Source organism: Cupriavidus metallidurans CH34, assembly GCF_000196015.1.
Lineage (GTDB): Bacteria > Pseudomonadota > Gammaproteobacteria > Burkholderiales > Burkholderiaceae > Cupriavidus > Cupriavidus metallidurans.
On record NC_007973.1, the window covers coordinates 2,463,912 to 2,482,998 of the forward strand.

Sequence of the window (19,087 nt, forward strand, 5' to 3'; positions counted from 1 at the left end):
TCCTAGCACGCGACCACCGCAGGGACATGACGCTTGTCATAGCGCCGACTTGGCTGCCTGATACGCCGCAAACAGGCGCTGGAACACCGGGCCGGGCTTGCCCGCGCCGATGGTCTTGCCGTCGATTGTCACCACCGGCAACAGCTCCTTGCTGGCCGACGACAGCAGGACTTCGTCGGCGGAGAACACCTCGTCGCGCGTGATGCGGCGGGCCTCGAACGGGATGTCCATCGCCGCGCAGAGCTCTTCCATCAGGCCATAGCGGATACCTTCCAGGATCAGGTTGTCCTTGGGCGGCGCATAGACGCGGCCATTTTTGACCAGCCAGACGTTCGATGACGATGCTTCGGTCAGATTGCCATCGCGAAACTGGATCGCCTCGGTGACGCCTGCCTCGGCGGCCACCTGAGCGGCCAGCACGTTGCCGAGCAACGAGGTCGACTTGATCTGGCAGTTGAGCCAGCGGCGGTCCTCCATCGTCACGCAGGCCACACCCTGCTCCACCGATGCCGCCGGCGGCAGTGCCATCGGGTTGGTCATGATCAGCACGGTCGGCGTGACTTCCGTCGGGAATGCATGGGTCCGTTTGGCCACACCGCGCGTCACCTGCATGTAGACCATCTGGTCGCCCAGGCCGTTGGCCTTGACCACGCGGTCGATCAGCGCCAGCCATTCGGTCTCCGAATAGGGGTTGGGGATGCCGATCGAGGCAAGGCTGCGCTGCAGGCGCGCCAGATGCTGAGCGCCACGGAACGGCTTGCCGTTGTAGAGCGGAATCACCTCGTAGATGCCATCACCGAAGATGAACCCGCGATCGAGCACTGGCACGCGGGCTTCGGACAGGGGAAGCAATTCCCCATTCAGGAAAACGACTGTTTCAGACATGGTCAATATTTGGGCAAGGAAGATTGTGAAGTGAATTCTTTCACATGGCGCGGGCTGCCTTTATGCAATTTCGGCATGTCGTCGCGGCATCGCCCCTCCGTCGATGTGACTTCGGCAAGGCGCGCGCCTAAAACTATTTCAACGACAAAGTCGGCCTGTATTGAATATTTTTTAATTCATTGATCTAGCGTGCATTGCCATGCAGCAGACGAAAAACAGCGTGATATATTCGTCACGCGAAACTTCAGTGCGCGACAACGGCATTGCGTTCACGTGCCTTCGCCGTGCCACTCCTACAGGGCGCCCTATATGACGAATTTGGAGTCAGGCCTGCGATGTGGCTGCACGCGGATTGCCGCCATGGCGACGGCCTTCCTGATCTCGACGATTCCTGGCCAGTCGGCCGCCCAGGTCGCGGCCTCTTCACCCGCCGCAGCACCCCCGCCCTCGCCGGGCGCGACAGCGGCTTCTCCGCTGGTCACCCGCACCCAAGTTTTGACACTCGCCCAGATGGGGGCCAACTATCCGATTCCGCTGCGCGGCGTGGACCCGGACCACACACTGAACGTGGGCGTCCGGCTCGACGAAGTGGTCACCGCAGCCCGGCTCAAGCTGGTATTCACCTATTCGCCAGCGCTCGTCTTCCCGCTCTCGCACCTGAAGATTCGCCTCAACGATGAGGTAGTGGCGACGATCCCGCTGGATCAGGAGCACGCCGGGCAACAGGTCACCCGCGAAGTGGATCTGGACCCGCGCTACTTCACGGACTTCAACCGCATCAACGTGCAGATGATCGCGCATTACACGCTCGATCATTGCGAAGACCCGTTCCATTCAAGCCTGTGGGCCGATATCAGTCCGAGCACCACGCTGACGCTGAGCAAGGCCAACGTGACGCTGCCGGACAACCTGGCGTTGCTGCCCGCGCCGTTCTTCGACCGCCGCGACAACAACCGCGTCACCGTGCCGTTTGTGCTGCCTGCGAATACTGATCCCGCCGTGCTGCGCGCCGCTGGCGTCGTGGCTTCCTGGCTCGGCGCGCTGGCAAGCTATCGCGAGCTTCGCTTCCCGGTGTCGCGCACCGCGCCCGGCGATGCGCACGCGATCGCACTGGTCATGCCCAACGCCATTCCGGACGGTCTTCGTATCGACAAGATCGAAGGCGCCTCGGTACGCGTCATGCCGAACCCCGCAAACCCCGCGCGCAAGCTGCTGGTACTGGCCGGGCGTAATCCGGAAGAACTGCAGTTGGCCGCCAATGCGCTGGTCCTGGGCAAGGCCGCCATGGCCGGCGCCAGCACCGGCGTGCAGGCCGTGGACCTGGGCAAGCCGCGCCAGCCCTATGACGCGCCAGCGTGGGCCCCGGTGGATCGCCCAGTCCTGTTCAAGGAACTCGTCACCGATCCGCAGCAACTCCAGGTGGCCGGCGCCAGCCCGGATGCCATCCGCGTTAATTTGCGCGTGCCGGCTGACCTGTTCGGCTGGAACGACCGCTCGGTGCCGCTCAGCATCAAGTACCGCTACACCGCGCCCTCGACGTACAACGATTCAGTGCTCAGCGTCGATATCAACGACCAGCTCGTGCGCTCGTATCGCCTTAAGCCGCTGACCACGCAGGGCGACGAGAACCTCGTCAGCGTGCCGCTGCTGTCCGGCGGCAGTGTCTCGGCCAGCAGCGACATCCTGATCCCCGCGTTCCGCGTCGGCAGCAACAACCAGATGCAGTTCCGCTTCAGTATGGACTCGCAGAAGACCGGCCTGTGCGCGTCGACGGCGACCAACGTGGCGCGCGCGGCGGTGGACCCGGATTCGTCGATCGACTTCAGCGGCTTCTCACACTACGCCGCCTTGCCCAACCTGGCGTTCTTCGCCAATAGTGGCTATCCGTTCACGCGCCTGGCCGATCTGGCCGATACCGCCGTGGTGGTGCCCGACGCCCCCACCACCATCGACCAGGAAGCCGCACTGACCATGCTCGGCCACATGGGCAAATGGACCGGCCTGCCATCTCTGCGCGTGGCCGTGGCACCTGCCAAGGCCATTGACACCGTCAAGGACCGGAACCTCGTCATCATTGGCACCGGCAGCGCGGCGCAGATCCTGACCGGCTGGGGCAAGTCGCTGCCCTTGATGATCGAGCGCGGCAAGACCGAGATCACGCTGCGCGACCAGCGCTCGCACGCGTGGTCGAACTGGCTCAGCGGCACCGACGACTTCGACGTTTCGCCTGCCGGGCGCGCGATCCTCACCGCCGATGGCCCGTTGGCCGCGCTGATCGGCTTCGAATCGCCATTCAAGGCGCAGCACAGCATCGTCGCGCTGACGGCCACGGCCGACGAGCGTCTGCGCGATGTACTCGATGTGCTCGAGGACCCCGGCAGAGTGGCGCAGATCCGCGGCGACCTGACCGTGATCCACCACCGGGACCTGGAAGGCCTGCGCCTGGGCGAACGGTATTACGTCGGCAGCCTGCCCTGGTATGGCCGCTTGTGGATGCGCCTGTCCGGGCATCCGGCGCTCCTGGCGATCGCGGGCATCATTGCCGGCCTGATCGTGGCGCTGACGCTGTTCTGGGCGCTGAGCCGACTGGCGGCACGCCGCAACGGAGGCTGACATGCGTCGGGCAATGGCCTGGCTGTTGCGGGCTACCGTCGTATGCACGCTGGCCGGCACGGTGTTGACCAGTGCCGCGGCCACCTGCGCGTGGCCCGACTGGGATGCCTTCCGGCGCAGCACAATCAGCCAGGACGGCCGCGTGATCGACGACAGCACCGACCAGCAGGTGACGGTCTCCGAAGGCCAGTCGTATGCGCTTTTCTTCGCGCTCGTGGCCAACGACCGCGCCACCTTCGACAAGCTGCTGACCTGGACCGAGAACAACCTCGCGCAAGGCGACCTGACGGCCCATCTGCCCGCGTGGATCTGGGGCAAGCGCACCGAAGGCGAGCACGCAGGCACCTGGGGTGTCATCGACGCCAATCCGGCATCGGACGCGGACCTGTGGATCGCCTACTCCCTGCTCGAAGCCGGCCGCCTCTGGAACGAGCGCCGCTTCACGGCGCTTGGAACGCTGTTGGCGCGCCGCGCCCTGCGCGAGGAAACGGCGGTGCTGCCCGGACTCGGCCGCACGTTGCTGCCCGGGCCCACTGGATTCCACACGTCGCCCGATGTCTGGCGCCTGAATCCGAGTTATGTGCCATTGCAGGTCATGCGGCGGCTGGCAGCCATGCCGGGCGAGGACAGCAGCTGGAAAACGCTAGTCGACACCTCGGCCCGGCTGATCCTGAACACGGCGCCGCACGGCTTTTCGCCTGACTGGGTGGAGTATCACAAGGGTCGAGGCTTCCGGCCTGATACGCAGACACAGGCCGGCGGCTCATATAACGCGATCCGGGTGTATCTCTGGGCCGGCATGATGGCGCCACGCGATCCGCTGCGCACTTCGGTGCTCCAGGCGTTCCGCCCGATGGCCGATTACGTCCGCAAGCAAGGGGATCCGCCCGAGCGGGTCGATACCCAGTCGGGCACGTTCGGACCGAACAGCGGCAACGGTGGCTTCTCGGCAGCCGTCGCGCCCTACCTTGCCGCCCTGGGACAGACCGATGATGCGCGCGCGCAGGCGCAGCGCGCCCGCGACCTGGCCGCGCAGAAGCCCGCCGGCTACTACAGCCAGGTGCTGGCGCTGTTCGGCCTGGGCCATCTTGACGGACATTTCCGCTTCGAAGCGGACGGCACTCTGGTGCCGGCCTGGAAATCCACATGCCCCGCCACGCGCTAGCTCCCACGCTGGCGCTGTTGCTGGCCAGTTCCGCCTTGCCGGCTTTCGCGGCCGATCCTGCCCCAGCGGCAGGTGTGTCGCCGCCAGCCACATCCGCGCAGATGGCGCAGCTGCTGGCCGCCGCCAAAATGTGGGAGGCAAAGAACCGCGCCGATATGGCGCGCGGCATCCTGGAAAAGGCACTGCTGATCGACCCGAACCAGCCCGAGGCGCTGAAGCTGATGGGCCTGATCGAGATCCGTTCGAACCGCCCCGCCGAAGCCGGCAAGCTGCTGGCCAAGCTGCGGCAGTCCGCGCCGGGCAGCGCCGCGACGCTCGAACTCGAGGACGCCTATCGGATCGCCACGCGCGACAAGCGCGAGATGGCCACCATCCGGTTGCTATCGCGATCCGGCAAGGACGAGGAAGCCGTGAAGCGGCTGCTGTTGCTGTTCCCGCGCGGCGCGCCTAGCGGCGATCTGGCACGTGACTACTACCGCATCCTCTCCGGCACGCCGGATGGCCGCACGCGGGCCATCAGCGAACTCCGCAGCCGCACGCGCCAGAACCCCAACGACATGGCACTGCAGCTCGCACTGGGCGATCTGCTGACCGACCGCGCCGGCACCCGCCAGGAAGGTATCGGAATCCTCTACCGCATCACGCAGCGCCCCGATGGCGACCGCAAGACCGCGCTCGACATCTGGCGGCGCACGCTTTACCGCGTGAATGATGACCCGGCCTACTACGTCTGGTTCGAGCGCTACCTCAAGGAAGTGCCCGACGACGACGCCGCGCGGCAAACCCTCGCCGATCTCGGCAAGAAGGTAGAGGAGCAGAAGCGGCTGCAGGCCGACCCCGCCTATCAGGCCCGGCAACGCGGGCTGGCACAGCTCGAGCGTGGCCAGCTCAGTGAGGCCGACATCGCCCTGCAAAAGGCGTATCAAAAGCGGCGGAACGATGCCGAAGTGGTGGGCGGGCTCGGACTCGTGCGCCTGCGCGAAGGCCGGCACGACGAGGCACGCGAACTGTTCGCACGTGCGCAGCAGCTCGACCCGAGCAACAAATGGCGCAGCCTGATGGCCACGGCGACGTTCTGGGGCGTGATCTCCAAGGCACGCGACGCGAACAAGCAAGGCAAGCCGGCCGAAGCGGAAGCGCTGGCCCGCAAGGCACTGGCGCAGCAGCCTGGCAACGACAGCGCGGAAGGCATCCTGGCCGACGCGCTGATCGCGCAGAACAAGGATGCCGAAGCCGAGGCGCTGCTGCGCAAGATGCTGGCCCGCCCCAAACCCGACATGGGCGCGCTGCGCTCGCTGGTCGAACTCCTGCAGAAGGAACATCGCGATGCCGAAATCGACCCGCTGATCGCCAGCGTCGAGCCGCGCATGAAAGGCTCGGAGAGCGAAATGCGCGCGATGCGTGCCGACCTGCTATCCGTGCGGGCGGAACGGCTGCTGGCGCAGCAGAAGCGCAGCCCCGCCATCGCCAACCTCGAGGCATCGGTTCGGCTGCAGCCCGACGACGCCTGGACACGCTTCACGCTAGCCCGCCTCTATCGCGACCTGGGACTGCCCGCGCTGGGCCGCACCGTCATGGACGACGGTCTCAAGGCTGCGCCGACGAGTGAAATGCGCTATGCGACGGCGCTCTACCTGAACAGCGTGGACGACATCGACGCGGCCACTACGGTGCTGGCCGCCGTGCCGGATGCCGAACGCTCGGAAGGGATGAGAAACCTGGGACATAACCTGGCCGCCCAGCGCTTGCTGCGCGAAGCCCGGCTGCGCGTTGCCGAGGGACACGACGACGAGGCACGCGCCCTGCTACATCAGGCCGAGCAGGAGGCCCAGAACGATCCGCACATGCTGGCGTCGATCGGACGCGAATGGATCGCGCTCGGCGAGCCGGAAACCGGTTTGCATCTGGTCAGCGACTGGCTGGCCGCGCACCCGGAGGACCCGCATCTCGACATCCGCCTGCGCTATGGCGAATTGCTGGCAGCGGCCGATCGCGACGAGGCATTGCGCCAGTGGATCGCCGATTCGACCGCCCTGCCCGGGATCACCGACGAACAACGCGCCAGCTTCGCCGACCAGTCACTGCGACTGGCCATCCGCGAGACCGATCGGCGGATCGCCGAAGGCGACTTCAACGGCGCGCGCGACACCCTGTATGCAGTGCCCGAAGCACAGCAACGCGATCGTCGCTGGCTGCTGGAGCTCGCGGACCTGCGCGAGGCCCACGGCGACTTCAAGGGCGCGGCCGATGCGGCGCGTCAGGTGCTGGCCACCGATCCGCACGACGCCAGCGCGCAACTGACGCTGGCGCGTCAGTACGAACGCATGGGCCGCACCGACGAGGCGCTCGACATCGTGCGCACGGTGCTGGCCGAAGCGCCCGAGGACGATATCGACACACGCCTCTCGGTAGCGCGGCGCTTCACCGCGCTGCGGCGCGAGGACGAAGCGGATGCTGTCGTCGATGCACTCGACGCCCGCTTCCCGAATCGCGCCGATATCACCGTGCAACGCGGCCGCATCGCCCAGTCGCGCGGTGATTACAACGATGCGGCGGAGATCTATCGCACCGCACTTGGGCTGGAGCAGCGCGAGAGCGTGCTCCCGGGCCCCGAAGGCACGCCCGCGCAGCGCGCGCTGGCGGGCCTGGAGGCACGTCGCCAGGGCGAAGTGGCGACGGCGGTGTTGCAGTCGAACAAGTCCGGCGACGACGGCATCTCCAAGCTGAACGCCACCGAGATTCCGCTCTATGTGCGGATTCCGAATGGCTATACGGGCCACTATTTTTTCCATGCGGATACCGTGCTGCTCAATGCCGGTACGCTGCAGGCCAACCGCTCGGTCAGTGACCTGCCCTTCGGCAAGATTCCGGCGCTCGGCAACGCCGGGCTCGGGGCGATCGGCCAGACCGACAAGGGTGTGGCCCTGGCCGCCGGCTACGAATACGATGGCGCGTACAACAGCTGGCGCGCCGATATCGGCACCACGCCGCTTGGCTTCACCGAGCAGAACGTGGTTGGCGGCTTCCGCTATCGCGCCGACCTCGGCGTATCGTCGTTCAGCGCGGACATCTCGCGGCGGGCCGTGACGAGTTCGCTGATCTCGTACGCGGGGGCCGTTGATCCCGTCACCGGGGAGCACTGGGGCGGCATCGTGCGCAACGGCGTCCACTTGCGCTATGCGCGCGACGTGGGACGCGTTGGCCTGTTTGCCGACGTCGGCGCCGGCCTCTACACTGGTGACAACGTGAAGACCAATCGCGAAATCACCGTGCGCACCGGCTTCGACGTGCCGGTCTACATGGCTCGAGACCAGAGGGTCTCCAGCGGCCTGGTGCTTAACTACTGGCATTACTCCGACAACCAGCGGTTCTATACGTTTGGACATGGCGGCTACTACAGCCCCCAACGCTATGTGTCGTTCGGCATCCCGCTGGACTGGACCGGGCGGTATCACAAGTGGTCATGGCGCTTCCTTGGCTCGGCAGGGTGGTCATTCACCTACGAGAACGACGCGCCGTACTTCCCGACCCGCCCCGACCTGCAAGCGATGAGCGGCAACGCGATCTACAAGGGCGGTTCGGGCGGTGGCTTCAGCTACACGTTGGGCGCGACGATCGAATACACGCTCGCGCCGCACTGGGTGGTTGGCGCGGCATTCTCGATCGACCGGTCACGCGACTACGCGCCGAACCGTGCCATGGCCTGGCTCCGGTATCTGTTCGACAAGCGGAAAGACCCGGTGCCGTACCCGCCCGCGCCAGTGCGGCCCTACTCGACTTACTGAGCGACATACTGAGCTATCGGGTTCTGTCATGAACGACGTCGAACACTCTGCCCCCCGCCCCTCCCGCAAACCGCTGCTGGCACGGCTGCAGGCGCGCACCCTGCTCGCGATCGAAGGGCTGGCGCCAGCGCTCGGCACGCTGGCCAGCGGCCGCGCGCACGTGGTGTACGCGCAGCCCTCGCCCGCACGCGATGCGTTCTTCTGGCAAACCGCCGCCGTCGCGCTACGCGGACCCGCCAGTGTGCTCTCGACGCGTGATGCCGATGGCATCGCCAAGGTGCTCCGCGAGCATGGGCTCGATATCGACGTCAATCGCGCGCTGCATTCGCGCGCCAATCTCTGTGCCTTGCGCGCCCAACCCGGCCGCGACGGCATCGATGCCCTGATCGACGCGCTTCAGGCACTCACCGATCAATGCGGCGCGCGGGGCACGATGTTCCTGATCGAAGGCGCCGAAGCATTTTTCAGCTGGCAGGATGCGGTCTCCCTGGCGAGCCAAGGCGTTCGCCTGAACGACTGGTGCGCGAAAGAACGCTGTGGCGTGCTGCTCGTGGTCGCGCCGCCACCACTGGCGCCGGGACAATCGCCGCCCGACTTGCAGGCCTTCCACGGCCGTTTTGCCGGTGCGGCGCAACTTTCCCAGCAGCAGGGGCAGTACACCTGGGAAGTCGCGTTCTGGCGCGACAAGCAGTCGGTGGTGGCCGGCGAGGTCTTGCGGCTTCGCTTCGCGCCGCACGAGCAGCGGCTGATGGTGGCGTCCGACACCTACAGCGACCAGATCGAGGAAGCGGGAATGCTGGCGCCCGACGAAGACCGCGTGATCGTCAGCCGCGACGCGGTGCTGCGCGAGCGCTTCGTTCCCGAGAACTGGCGCATCGTTGACAGCAACGAAGCCGCCGTCGCCACGGCCAGCCAGTCCGTGGCCGCGACCGTGATCCTGCATTATTCGGGCAGCCGTGACCTGGAACTGCTGGCCAGCCAGGTGCACCGCCTGCGGCGTAGCGCGGGCCGCGCACTCAAGATCGTGATCCGCGAGGACCGCGAGGCCATGCGCCAGCACTATGAGCTGCTGATGCTCAACCTCGGCGCCAATGCCGTGGTAGCGCAACGCACGCCGTTCGCGCGAATGCAGGCGATGATCGACGCGTTGCAGGGCCAGGTCTTCTCGCGGCCAATCCTCGCCGACTATCACAGCGCCCTGTCGGCCGTGCTGACAACGTCGGCCACCGGCTACGTGACGCCCGACACATTCCTTTCTCTGGTGCGCGATGCGGTGGACCGCAGCCGCCTGATCCGGCTGCCACACGTATTGCTGCAACTGCCGCTGCTGCCCGAAGTGGCGCATATCGACGCGCTGCGCGCCTGCCATATGAATCGCGCCGGCGATCTCTGCACCGCGGGCAGTGATAGCGTGTACGCGTTCTTTTTCGCCTGCCGGCTGGACGATGTTGACGCCGTATGCGCGCGCGTGTTCCAGCGTCCGATGGCCGATATGTTCCAGGGTGATCTGCGCAGCGGCGACAACGAATCGATCGCCGCGACGCTGAGCGAACTGGAGGCCGACATTCAGGCCTATCCGCCTCCCGACTACACACGCTGGCTGGCCCAGGAACCATCGAGCCACACGGAACCGTCGGATGCACCAACGGAGGCATGCCCAACGACACCGGCCCCGGTGCAGACCTTGCCGTTGATCGCGCCTCGCCGGGCACAAGGCGGCGGTGGCCCACGCGCCCTGCCGCGACACCATCCCGTGCCGCTCAAACCACTACGCTGACCCATGCCCATCTTTCTCGGCTACTTCGTCTGGGGACTGATTCTGGCGGCACCGCTTGCGTGGCTGACGTGGCGCTTTGACCTGCTGCGCTGGCTGCCACGCTGGACCGCGCCACGGCCCCGTCGCAGCGTGCGACTACCACCGCAACTCGACGCCCTGGTGATACGTGGCAAGCGCCGTATCGGCGGTGGAGACCAGTCATGAATACCGTGGCCATCGTCTCCACCACGGGCGGCGCTGGCCGCAGCACGCTGACGGCGGAACTGGCCTCGCTGCTGGCCCAGCGCAAGCACCCGGCGCTGGCGCTGGAATGCGATCCCGCCAACGTGCTCGGCTTTCACTTCGGGATGAGAGAAATTCCCGAGGATGGCCTCGGTGCCTATCTCGACGCACCGACCCCTGGCGCGTGGGCACGCGCCGGACAACGCAGCGATGATGACGTGCTGTTCGTGCCCTGGGGCAGCGGCGGCGCCCCCGCCGCGCTGGCAAACGCCGCGCCCGACTGGCTCGGCCGCCTGCTGGCGCAGGTGGATCTGCCACCGCGCGGGGTAACGTTGATCGACTGCGCGCGTTGGCCATCGCCACTTGCGGATCAGGCCATCGCAGCCGCCGATCTGGTGCTTGTCCTGGCCCCGGCGCAACCGGAGACCTGCCTGACGCTGCGCCGACTGGCCGACGCGCTGACCGCGCAAGGCAAGACCGCCCGTTATGTGGCTACGCGGCTGCAGCCTGCGCGGCAACTTCATGTCGATATCGTCGCGCTGTTGCAGGCCATGCTCGGGCAGGACATGCTGCCCTATCACGTGCATGACGACAGCAGCGTGGCCGAGGCGCTGGCCCGCAGCGAGAGTTTCTGCCGCAGCACGCCGCACTCGCAGGCCGCGCATGACATGAATGGCCTGGCGTCATGGTTGTCGGCATGGCTCGAAGCCGCCACACAGGAGTCCCGTCCATGAGCGCGCGCCGCTTCTCGCTAAGCGAACTGTTCTCCGGTGCCCGCGACCGCGTGGCGCGGGCGCTCGGCGTGACGCGCACCGCGAATGCCGGCAACTGGCTGCTCCGCCTGTTCTTTCGTCCACCGCGACCGGGCAAGCGCGACATCCCGGCGGAATGGGCCGCGCAGGTTCACAGACGCGCCATGACCCGGCTCGGCATTGGCAAGCGCCAGGGCACAGGCACGTGGATGTGGCGCCTGTTCATCCGCCCCCCAAGACCTCGATTTCGACTGGCGGCCGATCCACGCAAACAACGTTCGATGGCCGAGCCGGAGCGCGACAACTGGCTGCGCCGCTGGCTCGATCGGGTACTCGAGCCCGTCTGGAATACGACATCGCGACTGCACCACCAGTTCTTGTCGATCCTGCCTCGACCGGACTGGAATCGAGTGGCCTATTCGCTCGAGTCGCTTGCCGCGCAGGTCGGGCGTATTCCATTTGTCCTGCCGATCTCCATGGTCATCGCAGCCATCGCCACCGTCGTCATCGGCACCACGCCACTGACGTTCGCGAGCCAGATGCTGATGTTCGCCGTGGTCTGGGCCATACTGATCGTCGTGCGGCGCATTCCTGGGCGGCTGGCCACGATCACGATGATCGCCGTCTCCATGCTGATGGCCGTGCGTTATATCTGGTGGCGCTCCACACAGACACTGCAGTTCGCCACCACGACCGAGGCCGTGATCGGTTACCTGCTCTACGCAGCCGAGTGCTACACGTGGCTGGTGCTCGCGCTGAGCTACCTGCAGACCGCCTGGCCGCTGCATCGCAAGCCAAAGCCGCTGCCGGCTGACTCGTCCCTATGGCCTACCGTCGATGTCTTCATCCCGACGTACAACGAATCACTCGCCGTGGTCCAGCCGACGGTGTACGCGGCACGCAGCATGGACTGGCCCCCCGACAAGCTGCGCGTCTACATCCTCGACGACAGCCACCGGCCGGCGATGCGCGAGTTCGCCGAAGCGGCGGGCGTGGGCTACATCACGCGCGATAACAATCGCCACGCCAAGGCCGGCAATATCAATCAGGCGCTACCGCGCACCAGCGGGGACTACATCGCGATTTTCGACTGCGACCACATCCCCACGCGCTCGTTCCTGCAGATGACCATGGGCGAGTTCCTGGATGATCCGAAGTGCGCGTTGGTCCAGACACCCCACCACTTCTTCTCGCCCGATCCGTTCGAACGCAATTTCGACACCTTCCGGCGCGTGCCGAATGAAGGCAGCCTTTTCTACGGCCTGATCCAGGACGGCAATGACCTCTGGAACGCCACCTTCTTCTGCGGCTCCTGCGCGGTAATCAAGCGCGCGCCGCTGCTCGAGATCGGTGGCATCGCAGTAGAGACCGTCACCGAGGACTCGCACACCGCACTGAAACTACACCGCCGTGGCTACAACAGCGCATACCTGCGTACCGTGCAGGCCGCCGGGCTGGCCACCGAAAGCCTGTCCAGCCACATCGGCCAGCGCATCCGGTGGGCACGCGGCATGGCGCAGATCTTCCGTCTGGACAATCCGCTGCTTGGCAAGGGCCTGACGTTGTTCCAGCGCCTGTGCTACAGCAATGCGATGCTGCACTTCTTCTACGGCATTCCACGGCTGATCTTCCTGACCATGCCGATCGCGTATCTGTACTTCGGGCTGCACGTGATCAATACGTCGGCGCTGATGATCATGGCCTACGTGTTGCCATACCTGCTGATCGCCAACGTAACCAACTCGCGGCTTCAGGGTCGCTACCGACATTCGTTCTGGGCGGAGGTCTACGAGTCCGTGCTGGCGTGGTACATCGTGCTGCCCACCACAGTGGCCTTCATCAATCCGCGCGCCGGCAAGTTCAACGTAACGGCCAAGGGCGGGCAGATCGCCGACGACTATCTGGACTGGACCATCTCCAAGCCCTATCTGGTACTGCTGGCGCTGAACGTGGCCGGCCTTGTCTTCGGCGTGCTCCGCCTGCTGTTCTGGGGCACCGACGAGCCCGCCACCGTGCTGATGAACATGGGATGGGCAACGTTTAACCTCATCATGCTCGGCGCTGCCGTTGGCGTGGCCCGCGAGGCACGGCAGGTGCGCGTATCGCACCGTATCCCGATGCGCGTGCCGGCGACCCTGCTGCTGCCCGATGGCCGCACGATCGCGTGCAAGACCGAGAACTATTCGATGGGCGGCCTGGGCATGGTGCTGCCAATCGACGTGCCACTGGTCGAAGGCGCGCCGGTGGGCGTATGTCTGTCGCGCGGCTCGCGGACCTATCACTTCCCCGCGGTGGTCACGCGCAATATCAATCGCCACCTTGGGGTGCGCATGGACGATCTGAGCGTTGAGCGCGAAGCACAGCTGATCCAGTGCACGTTCGGCCGTGCCGACGCGTGGATCGACTGGCTCGACGACGAGCGCGTCGATGCTCCGCTGCGCAGCTTCAAGGAAGTCGTTGAAATGGGCTACCAGGGCCTGCTACGGCTCTACGATGCCTTCGTCGATGCCGTCGAGCTGGTGACCGCGCGACGCCGCTCACGTCTGCCCTGACCGCCCCGAACCCCTAAGCGAGACCCCATGGGACTCTGGAACCTCTACTTCCTCGCCAAGATCTACCTGTTCCATACCGGGCAGATGCAACCGATATGGCTGCTGAACCTGGTCTTCGCCCTGCTGCTGGTGATACCGCTCGAGTCGCGCATTCTGCGCGTACTGCGGCAGATCATCGCCATCGGCGCCGGTGCGGCGCTGGCGTGGCGGGAATCCACGTTGCCGCCGTTCACGCGTCTGCTCACGGAGTTTTCCAACATCCGCGCCTTCACGCCCGGATACCTGGTGGAGCTATTCCAGCGCTTCGTGCCGGTGCAGATGGTGGTGGCCGTGGTGCTGGTGGTCCTGGTGTACCTGCTGATCAACCGATGGATTCGCACCACTACGCTCGTCCTGCTTGCGTTGATCGCCATGCCGATCTGGTATGGCACCGGTATCACGTTGCCAGGCGCGAAGGCTCAGCAAGCAACGGCGCAATCCGCCGGATCGGCGCGCGCGGATATCAACGCCACCAACAACTACGACGCCATCCTGGCCGCGTTCCGCCAGCAGGAAACCCAGCGCACCGCCACCTTCTCGCCGCTTACCGCAACGCCTGACGCGCAGTTCGACATCATTGTGCTGCACATCTGCTCGCTGTCGTGGGATGACCTCGACGCGGCCAAGAGCCTCAATCACCCACTGCTGTCGCGCTTCGACTACCTGTTCAAGAACTTCAGTTCCGCCGCCAGCTATAGCGGCCCAGCCGCCATCCGCCTGTTGCGCGCGTCATGCGGCCAGCAGCCGCACAAGGACCTGTACGACCCCGCGCCCGCCGAATGCCACCTGTTCGCCGATCTGGCCCAGGCCGGCTTCACGCCGCGCATCCTGATGAACCACGATGGCCGCTTCGACAACTTCCGCACCTACGTGGAGACCGAGATCGGCATTCAGGGCGTGAAGATGGAATCGACCGAAGGCGTGCCGGTGGCCATGCGCGCCTTCGACGACTCGCCGATCCTGGACGACTTCAATACCTTTGACCACTGGTACAAGCAGCACCTGGCGCAGGACAAGGGCCCTGTGGCGCTCTACTACAACACGGTCACGCTGCACGACGGCAATCGCCTGCCCGACAAGCGCCTGACCAGCATCGAGTCCTACCCGCTGCGCCTGAAGACCTTGCTCGACGATGTCGACCGGATCATCGACACCATCAGCAAGTCTGGCCGCAAGGCCGTGGTGATCTTCGTGCCCGAGCATGGCGCGGCGCTACGTGGCGACAAGAACCAGATCTCAGGGCTGCGCGAGATTCCCACTCCCAACATCATTCACGTGCCCGTGGGCGTGAAACTGGTCGGCCTGCCCACCACGGCAACGCCGCAGCCGGTAACCATCGACGCACCGACGAGCTTCTTCGGATTGTCACAATTGGTGTTCAATCTCGTGGCCGACAGCCCGTTCCGCCAGGGGGCGCCCGATCTGGCCCACTACGTCGAGGATCTTCCGCAGACCCAGATGGTCGGCGAGAACGAAGCCACGCTGACGATGAAACGGACCAACGGCTATGTGATTCACACACCGGACGGCGTCTGGGTGGAGCAGCAATGAGCAAACCCATCGGGTCCCGCAAGGCGGCCACGGCCTACAGCGATATCGACATGCTGGCCCAACATGTCGACGGCTTCGACGCGCAGCAGTACTTCGACCAGCAAGTCGAAGTAGAAACAGTGGCCGCCGCGCAACGCTGGCCTCTGCTGGCCCGGGTGATGGGGTGCGCGGCATTAGCCGAAGCGGAGCCAGCGGTCGCCGTCGGCCCAAGCGGTGGCGGTTGACGGTCGCCCCCCTTCCTCAAAGCAGCGCTACGCCCGCCATCCCTCGCCAGTAGGGAAGCAACATTGGCCTTCGGGGCCGAAGCGTCACGGATTCGTCATATAGCCTGCCTAGACTCTGGGCCACTTTCCACACAGTGTCCCTCCCGTCATGTCTGGCGTACTGGTCGACCCTTCCGCTGCCCGTCCGCGCTTCCGACAGCCATGCGCCGAAGACCTGGCCATGCCGACCCCGTCTGTCACCACCGACCAGACGAACCAGGATGTGCTGGAAGTCTTTGCCGCCCATCGCGACCTGGCCTGCCTGCCCGTCACCGAGCAAGGCAAGCCGATCGGCCTGATCAACCGGTCGATTTTCCTCTCGCAGATGAGCAAGCCCTACCATCGCGAGCTCTACAACCGCAAGAGCTGTATCGCGTTCATGGACAAGGAGCCGCTGATCGTCGACGCGGCCATGAGCATTGACGCGCTGACGTTCCGAACCGTGGAATACGGTGAAAAGGCGCTGGCCGACGGCTTCATCATCGCGCGCGACGACCAGTACATCGGCTTGGGGCAAGGTCTGCAACTGATGCGTGTGGTGGCGGACATGCAGGCCGAGCGCAATCGCCAGATCATGCACAGCATCGACTATGCGAGCACGATCCAGCGCGCGATGCTGCGCGCCTCGCGCGAGATGCTGGGCGCCACGCTACCCGACGCCGCACTGGTATGGGAACCGCGTGACGTGGTCGGCGGCGACTTCTACCACTTCGCCGCCTTCGAGGACGGCTGGTTCGCCGCACTGGCCGATTGCACCGGCCACGGCGTGCCGGGCGCCTTCATGACGCTGATCGCCTCGTCGCTACTCACGCAGGCCATCGAGCAGATCGGCCCGCGCGACCCCGGCGCGCTGCTGATGGCCGTGAATCGCGGCATCAAGCAGATGCTCGGCCAGAACGACCGCGAGCCGCGTGAATCACCAAGCGCGTCGGAATCCGACGACGGCATGGACGCGGCCTTCTTCTGGTTCGACAACGCGACGCGCCAGCTGACCTTCGCCGGCGCGAAGTCATCGCTATTCGTGCTGCAACCCGCCGACGCCGAAGGCGAGATGATCAACGGGGCGCGCATGGGTGTCGGCTACGTCGATACCGATATGGCATTCACATGGCAGAACAGCGTCGCTCCGACCACGTCCGGCACGCTGGTTTTCGTCACCACCGATGGCCTGATCGATCAGATCGGCGGCCCGAAGGAAATCGCCTTCGGCAAGCGCCGGATGCGCGAGGCAATCTGCGCGAATCGCGCCGCATCAGCGACGCAGATCAGCCAGGCCGTGCAGGACGCGCACCGGGACTGGCAAGGCACGCAGCGCCGACGCGACGACCTGACTTTCTTCTGTTTCCGCGCGCCGTGACGCCATCCGGCTGCACCGCGCCCACTCGCCAACACATGACCGCCGCACAATCGATTGACAATGAATATGAGCCCTTCTTCGCGATGGCTCGGGAACGCAACGTGATCTTCTACTACGTCGGCTATTTTTCGCAGAACATCATCGCCGCGATGTCCGACGCGGTGCGCCTGCAGCTTTCCGTCAGCGGCGTGGACGGCACCACGCGTCGCAAGCTGTTCTCGTCGTTCGTGGAGATGGCGCAGAACATCGTGCACTACTCGTCCGATTCGCTGACATCGCCATCGCAAGCCGACGGTCATCTGCGCCACGGTTCCGTCTGCATCAGCATGGTCGACGAACACTACCGCCTGATGTGCTCGAATCCAGTGTCCACCGCGCGCGTGGCGCAACTGCGCGGCACGCTGGAACGCGTGCGCACCATGACGCTCGACGAGATCAAGCGCGCCTACAAGGAAACCCTGCGGGCCGAGGTGCCGGAGGGCAGCAAAGGCGCCGGTCTCGGCATCCTGACGATGGCGCGCGATGCCAGCGCCCCTCTGGAGTACAACTTTCAGCCGATCGATTCCGATCCGGTCTCGACGATGTTCCAGCTCGTCGCCACCATCTGAGCCCATCGGAAAGAGCCCGCCATGGAAAACCTGTTCATCGCCGCCACGCCAAGCTCGCCCGAAGTGAGCTTCGACTTCACGCGGCACGTTCTTTCGCTCAAGGGTGAGTCCTACCCCGAGAATGCCGCGGTGTTCTACGGCGAAGCCGTAGCGCGCCTGCGCAAGTATCTGTCCGACTGCGATGGCGCAGCCGTCACGGTCAACGTCGCGCTGACGTACTTCAACAGCTCCAGCACCAAGATGCTGTTCAGCATGTTCGACGCGCTGAACGAGGCCGCCGAGCGTGGCAACGAGATCCGCCTGCACTGGTTCCACGACGAAGACGACGACACCATCCTCGAGTTCGGCCAGGAACTGCACGCCGATTTCCCCGCCATCGACTTCATCGATGAAGTGACGACCAGCAGTTGAATCCCCCTCTCGCTACCGTCGCCGCCATGCCCGAGCCCGATCTGTTCGAATCGGAGAACAGCGTTCTGGCCCACGCCAGATCCGTGTTCTGCGATGTCGACGCGGGCGAGGAAGCCTATCGTCACACCCTTGGCCAGCTCATCAGCTACTACGAGCGGCTGATGCGCGAGACGCGCCGCTTGATCCGGCGCAGCGACCGTGAAGAGCTGGAAATGAACCGTCTCAACCACCGGTTGCAGGAACTGGCCCAGGAACTCGAATACCGCGCCACGCACGACACACTGACCGGCGCGCTCAACCGCGGCGCCGTCATCGACCGCGCCACAGCGGCGCTGGCGCGCGGCAGCCTCGCGCTGATCGTGATCGACATCGACCACTTCAAGCGCCTGAACGACGACTTCGGCCACCCCGTGGGCGATGCGGTGATCTGCGGCGTCACGGCCTGCCTGAAGGACACGGTCCGCATGGAAGGCGTGATCGGACGCATGGGCGGCGAAGAGTTCGCGGCGCTGCTGCCCGACTTCACGATCGACGCCGCCGCCACGTTGGCCGACCAGATGCGCCAGGCCATCGCCGGACATCGTTTCCCTGCCCCCGTCAACCGCGAGGTCACCGCCAGCTTCGGCGTAAGCTGGTCACCGCAGGGCCGCCCGTTCGAGCACGCCTACGGCCGCGCGGACGAGGCGTTGTATGAAGCCAAGCGAGGCGGGCGGAATCGGGTGACGCAGGCGCGGGAGTGACTGGCATCGTCCAGCCAGTGCCCACTCGTCCGAGGGGTGAAGCAATCGCCGGCACAGCCCGATAGATGAGGTGTCTTGTGCCGCATCCGTTATCCGTCACCTCATGGGCGCTCTCCTCATCATGCTGGGCTACTACGCTGCCGCCTACGGCTGCGTCTGGCTCATCGGCCGAATCTGTCCCCCGCTAGGCAACCTTGTAGTCAGATTCCGCTACCTCGTCGGCCTGGCCATCCTCGTCTACTGGTTCCACTCGCTCTCAGGCTGGCAAGGGAAAGGCGTGCCGTCGACGCTCTTCTTCCTGGCGATCATGTTGTGCCTGCTGCCAAAGTCCCTGAGGTTCGGAAAAGGAAGGCAAGCCAGCGAGTAA

At 65.4% G+C, this 19,087-nt stretch carries 15 protein-coding genes; 14 read left to right on the forward strand and 1 reads right to left on the reverse strand.

Annotated elements, in window-relative coordinates:
* Positions 1-36 precede the first annotated feature (36 nt).
* Positions 37-885, reverse strand: coding sequence for a D-amino acid aminotransferase (locus tag RMET_RS11290; RefSeq protein WP_011516951.1), 849 nt, complete (start codon positions 883-885; stop codon positions 37-39).
* 360 nt (positions 886-1,245) lie between these two features.
* On the opposite strand from RMET_RS11290, the gene bcsB reads away from it, so the two are divergent.
* From bcsB to RMET_RS11360, 14 genes are all read left to right on the forward strand, one after another.
* On the forward strand, positions 1,246-3,498 hold the full coding sequence (gene bcsB, locus RMET_RS11295; protein WP_029310056.1) for a cellulose biosynthesis cyclic di-GMP-binding regulatory protein BcsB: 2,253 nt from the start codon (positions 1,246-1,248) through the stop codon (positions 3,496-3,498).
* 1 nt (position 3,499) lies between these two features.
* Complete coding sequence (bcsZ, locus tag RMET_RS11300) at positions 3,500-4,663, forward strand: cellulose synthase complex periplasmic endoglucanase BcsZ (RefSeq protein WP_011516953.1); 1,164 nt, start codon at positions 3,500-3,502, stop codon at positions 4,661-4,663.
* Positions 4,645-8,448 (forward strand): cellulose synthase subunit BcsC-related outer membrane protein, encoded by a 3,804-nt coding sequence (locus RMET_RS11305; protein WP_011516954.1) that lies wholly within the window; start codon positions 4,645-4,647, stop codon positions 8,446-8,448. Before bcsZ ends, RMET_RS11305 begins: the two co-directional genes overlap by 19 nt.
* A 28-nt stretch (positions 8,449-8,476) precedes the next feature.
* A complete protein-coding gene (gene bcsE, locus RMET_RS11310) occupies positions 8,477-10,225 on the forward strand; it encodes a cellulose biosynthesis protein BcsE (protein ID WP_011516955.1) in 1,749 nt (582 codons plus the stop codon).
* Between the two features lie 3 nt (positions 10,226-10,228).
* A complete protein-coding gene (locus tag RMET_RS11315; RefSeq protein ID WP_011516956.1) occupies positions 10,229-10,429 on the forward strand; it encodes a hypothetical protein in 201 nt (66 codons plus the stop codon).
* Positions 10,426-11,181, forward strand: coding sequence for a cellulose biosynthesis protein BcsQ (gene bcsQ, locus RMET_RS11320; protein WP_011516957.1), 756 nt, complete (start codon positions 10,426-10,428; stop codon positions 11,179-11,181). Before RMET_RS11315 ends, bcsQ begins: the two co-directional genes overlap by 4 nt.
* On the forward strand, positions 11,178-13,751 hold the full coding sequence (bcsA, locus tag RMET_RS11325; RefSeq protein ID WP_011516958.1) for a UDP-forming cellulose synthase catalytic subunit: 2,574 nt from the start codon (positions 11,178-11,180) through the stop codon (positions 13,749-13,751). Before bcsQ ends, bcsA begins: the two co-directional genes overlap by 4 nt.
* A gap of 27 nt (positions 13,752-13,778) precedes the next feature.
* Positions 13,779-15,341: a cellulose biosynthesis protein BcsG gene (gene bcsG, locus RMET_RS11330; RefSeq protein ID WP_011516959.1), complete on the forward strand. Its 1,563-nt coding sequence runs from the start codon at positions 13,779-13,781 to the stop codon at positions 15,339-15,341.
* A complete protein-coding gene (gene bcsR, locus RMET_RS11335) occupies positions 15,338-15,565 on the forward strand; it encodes a BcsR/BcsP family cellulose biosynthesis protein (RefSeq protein ID WP_011516960.1) in 228 nt (75 codons plus the stop codon). Before bcsG ends, bcsR begins: the two co-directional genes overlap by 4 nt.
* Positions 15,566-15,785: 220 nt before the next feature.
* Complete coding sequence (locus RMET_RS11340) at positions 15,786-16,961, forward strand: SpoIIE family protein phosphatase (protein ID WP_035821990.1); 1,176 nt, start codon at positions 15,786-15,788, stop codon at positions 16,959-16,961.
* A gap of 35 nt (positions 16,962-16,996) precedes the next feature.
* The gene (locus tag RMET_RS11345; RefSeq protein ID WP_011516962.1) at positions 16,997-17,569 is read left to right on the forward strand and encodes a SiaB family protein kinase; all 573 of its coding nucleotides are present in this window, start codon (positions 16,997-16,999) and stop codon (positions 17,567-17,569) included.
* 21 nt (positions 17,570-17,590) lie between these two features.
* Positions 17,591-17,980, forward strand: coding sequence for a DUF1987 domain-containing protein (locus tag RMET_RS11350; protein ID WP_011516963.1), 390 nt, complete (start codon positions 17,591-17,593; stop codon positions 17,978-17,980).
* Positions 17,981-18,006: 26 nt separating this feature from the next.
* Positions 18,007-18,720: a GGDEF domain-containing protein gene (locus tag RMET_RS11355; protein ID WP_011516964.1), complete on the forward strand. Its 714-nt coding sequence runs from the start codon at positions 18,007-18,009 to the stop codon at positions 18,718-18,720.
* A gap of 103 nt (positions 18,721-18,823) precedes the next feature.
* Complete coding sequence (locus RMET_RS11360) at positions 18,824-19,087, forward strand: hypothetical protein (RefSeq protein ID WP_029310057.1); 264 nt, start codon at positions 18,824-18,826, stop codon at positions 19,085-19,087.

Excerpts from the sequence above, each read along its gene's own strand:
- RMET_RS11290 (WP_011516951.1), bottom strand. The coding sequence starts at position 885 with ATGTCTGAAACAGTCGTTTTCCTGAATGGGGAATTGCTTCCCCTGTCC.
- bcsB (WP_029310056.1), top strand. The coding sequence starts at position 1,246 with ATGGCGACGGCCTTCCTGATCTCGACGATTCCTGGCCAGTCGGCCGCC.
- bcsZ (WP_011516953.1), top strand. The coding sequence starts at position 3,500 with ATGCGTCGGGCAATGGCCTGGCTGTTGCGGGCTACCGTCGTATGCACG.
- RMET_RS11305 (WP_011516954.1), top strand. The coding sequence starts at position 4,645 with ATGCCCCGCCACGCGCTAGCTCCCACGCTGGCGCTGTTGCTGGCCAGT.
- bcsE (WP_011516955.1), top strand. The coding sequence starts at position 8,477 with ATGAACGACGTCGAACACTCTGCCCCCCGCCCCTCCCGCAAACCGCTG.
- RMET_RS11315 (WP_011516956.1), top strand. The coding sequence starts at position 10,229 with ATGCCCATCTTTCTCGGCTACTTCGTCTGGGGACTGATTCTGGCGGCA.
- bcsQ (WP_011516957.1), top strand. The coding sequence starts at position 10,426 with ATGAATACCGTGGCCATCGTCTCCACCACGGGCGGCGCTGGCCGCAGC.
- bcsA (WP_011516958.1), top strand. The coding sequence starts at position 11,178 with ATGAGCGCGCGCCGCTTCTCGCTAAGCGAACTGTTCTCCGGTGCCCGC.
- bcsG (WP_011516959.1), top strand. The coding sequence starts at position 13,779 with ATGGGACTCTGGAACCTCTACTTCCTCGCCAAGATCTACCTGTTCCAT.
- bcsR (WP_011516960.1), top strand. The coding sequence starts at position 15,338 with ATGAGCAAACCCATCGGGTCCCGCAAGGCGGCCACGGCCTACAGCGAT.
- RMET_RS11340 (WP_035821990.1), top strand. The coding sequence starts at position 15,786 with ATGCCGACCCCGTCTGTCACCACCGACCAGACGAACCAGGATGTGCTG.
- RMET_RS11345 (WP_011516962.1), top strand. The coding sequence starts at position 16,997 with ATGACCGCCGCACAATCGATTGACAATGAATATGAGCCCTTCTTCGCG.
- RMET_RS11350 (WP_011516963.1), top strand. The coding sequence starts at position 17,591 with ATGGAAAACCTGTTCATCGCCGCCACGCCAAGCTCGCCCGAAGTGAGC.
- RMET_RS11355 (WP_011516964.1), top strand. The coding sequence starts at position 18,007 with ATGCCCGAGCCCGATCTGTTCGAATCGGAGAACAGCGTTCTGGCCCAC.
- RMET_RS11360 (WP_029310057.1), top strand. The coding sequence starts at position 18,824 with ATGGGCGCTCTCCTCATCATGCTGGGCTACTACGCTGCCGCCTACGGC.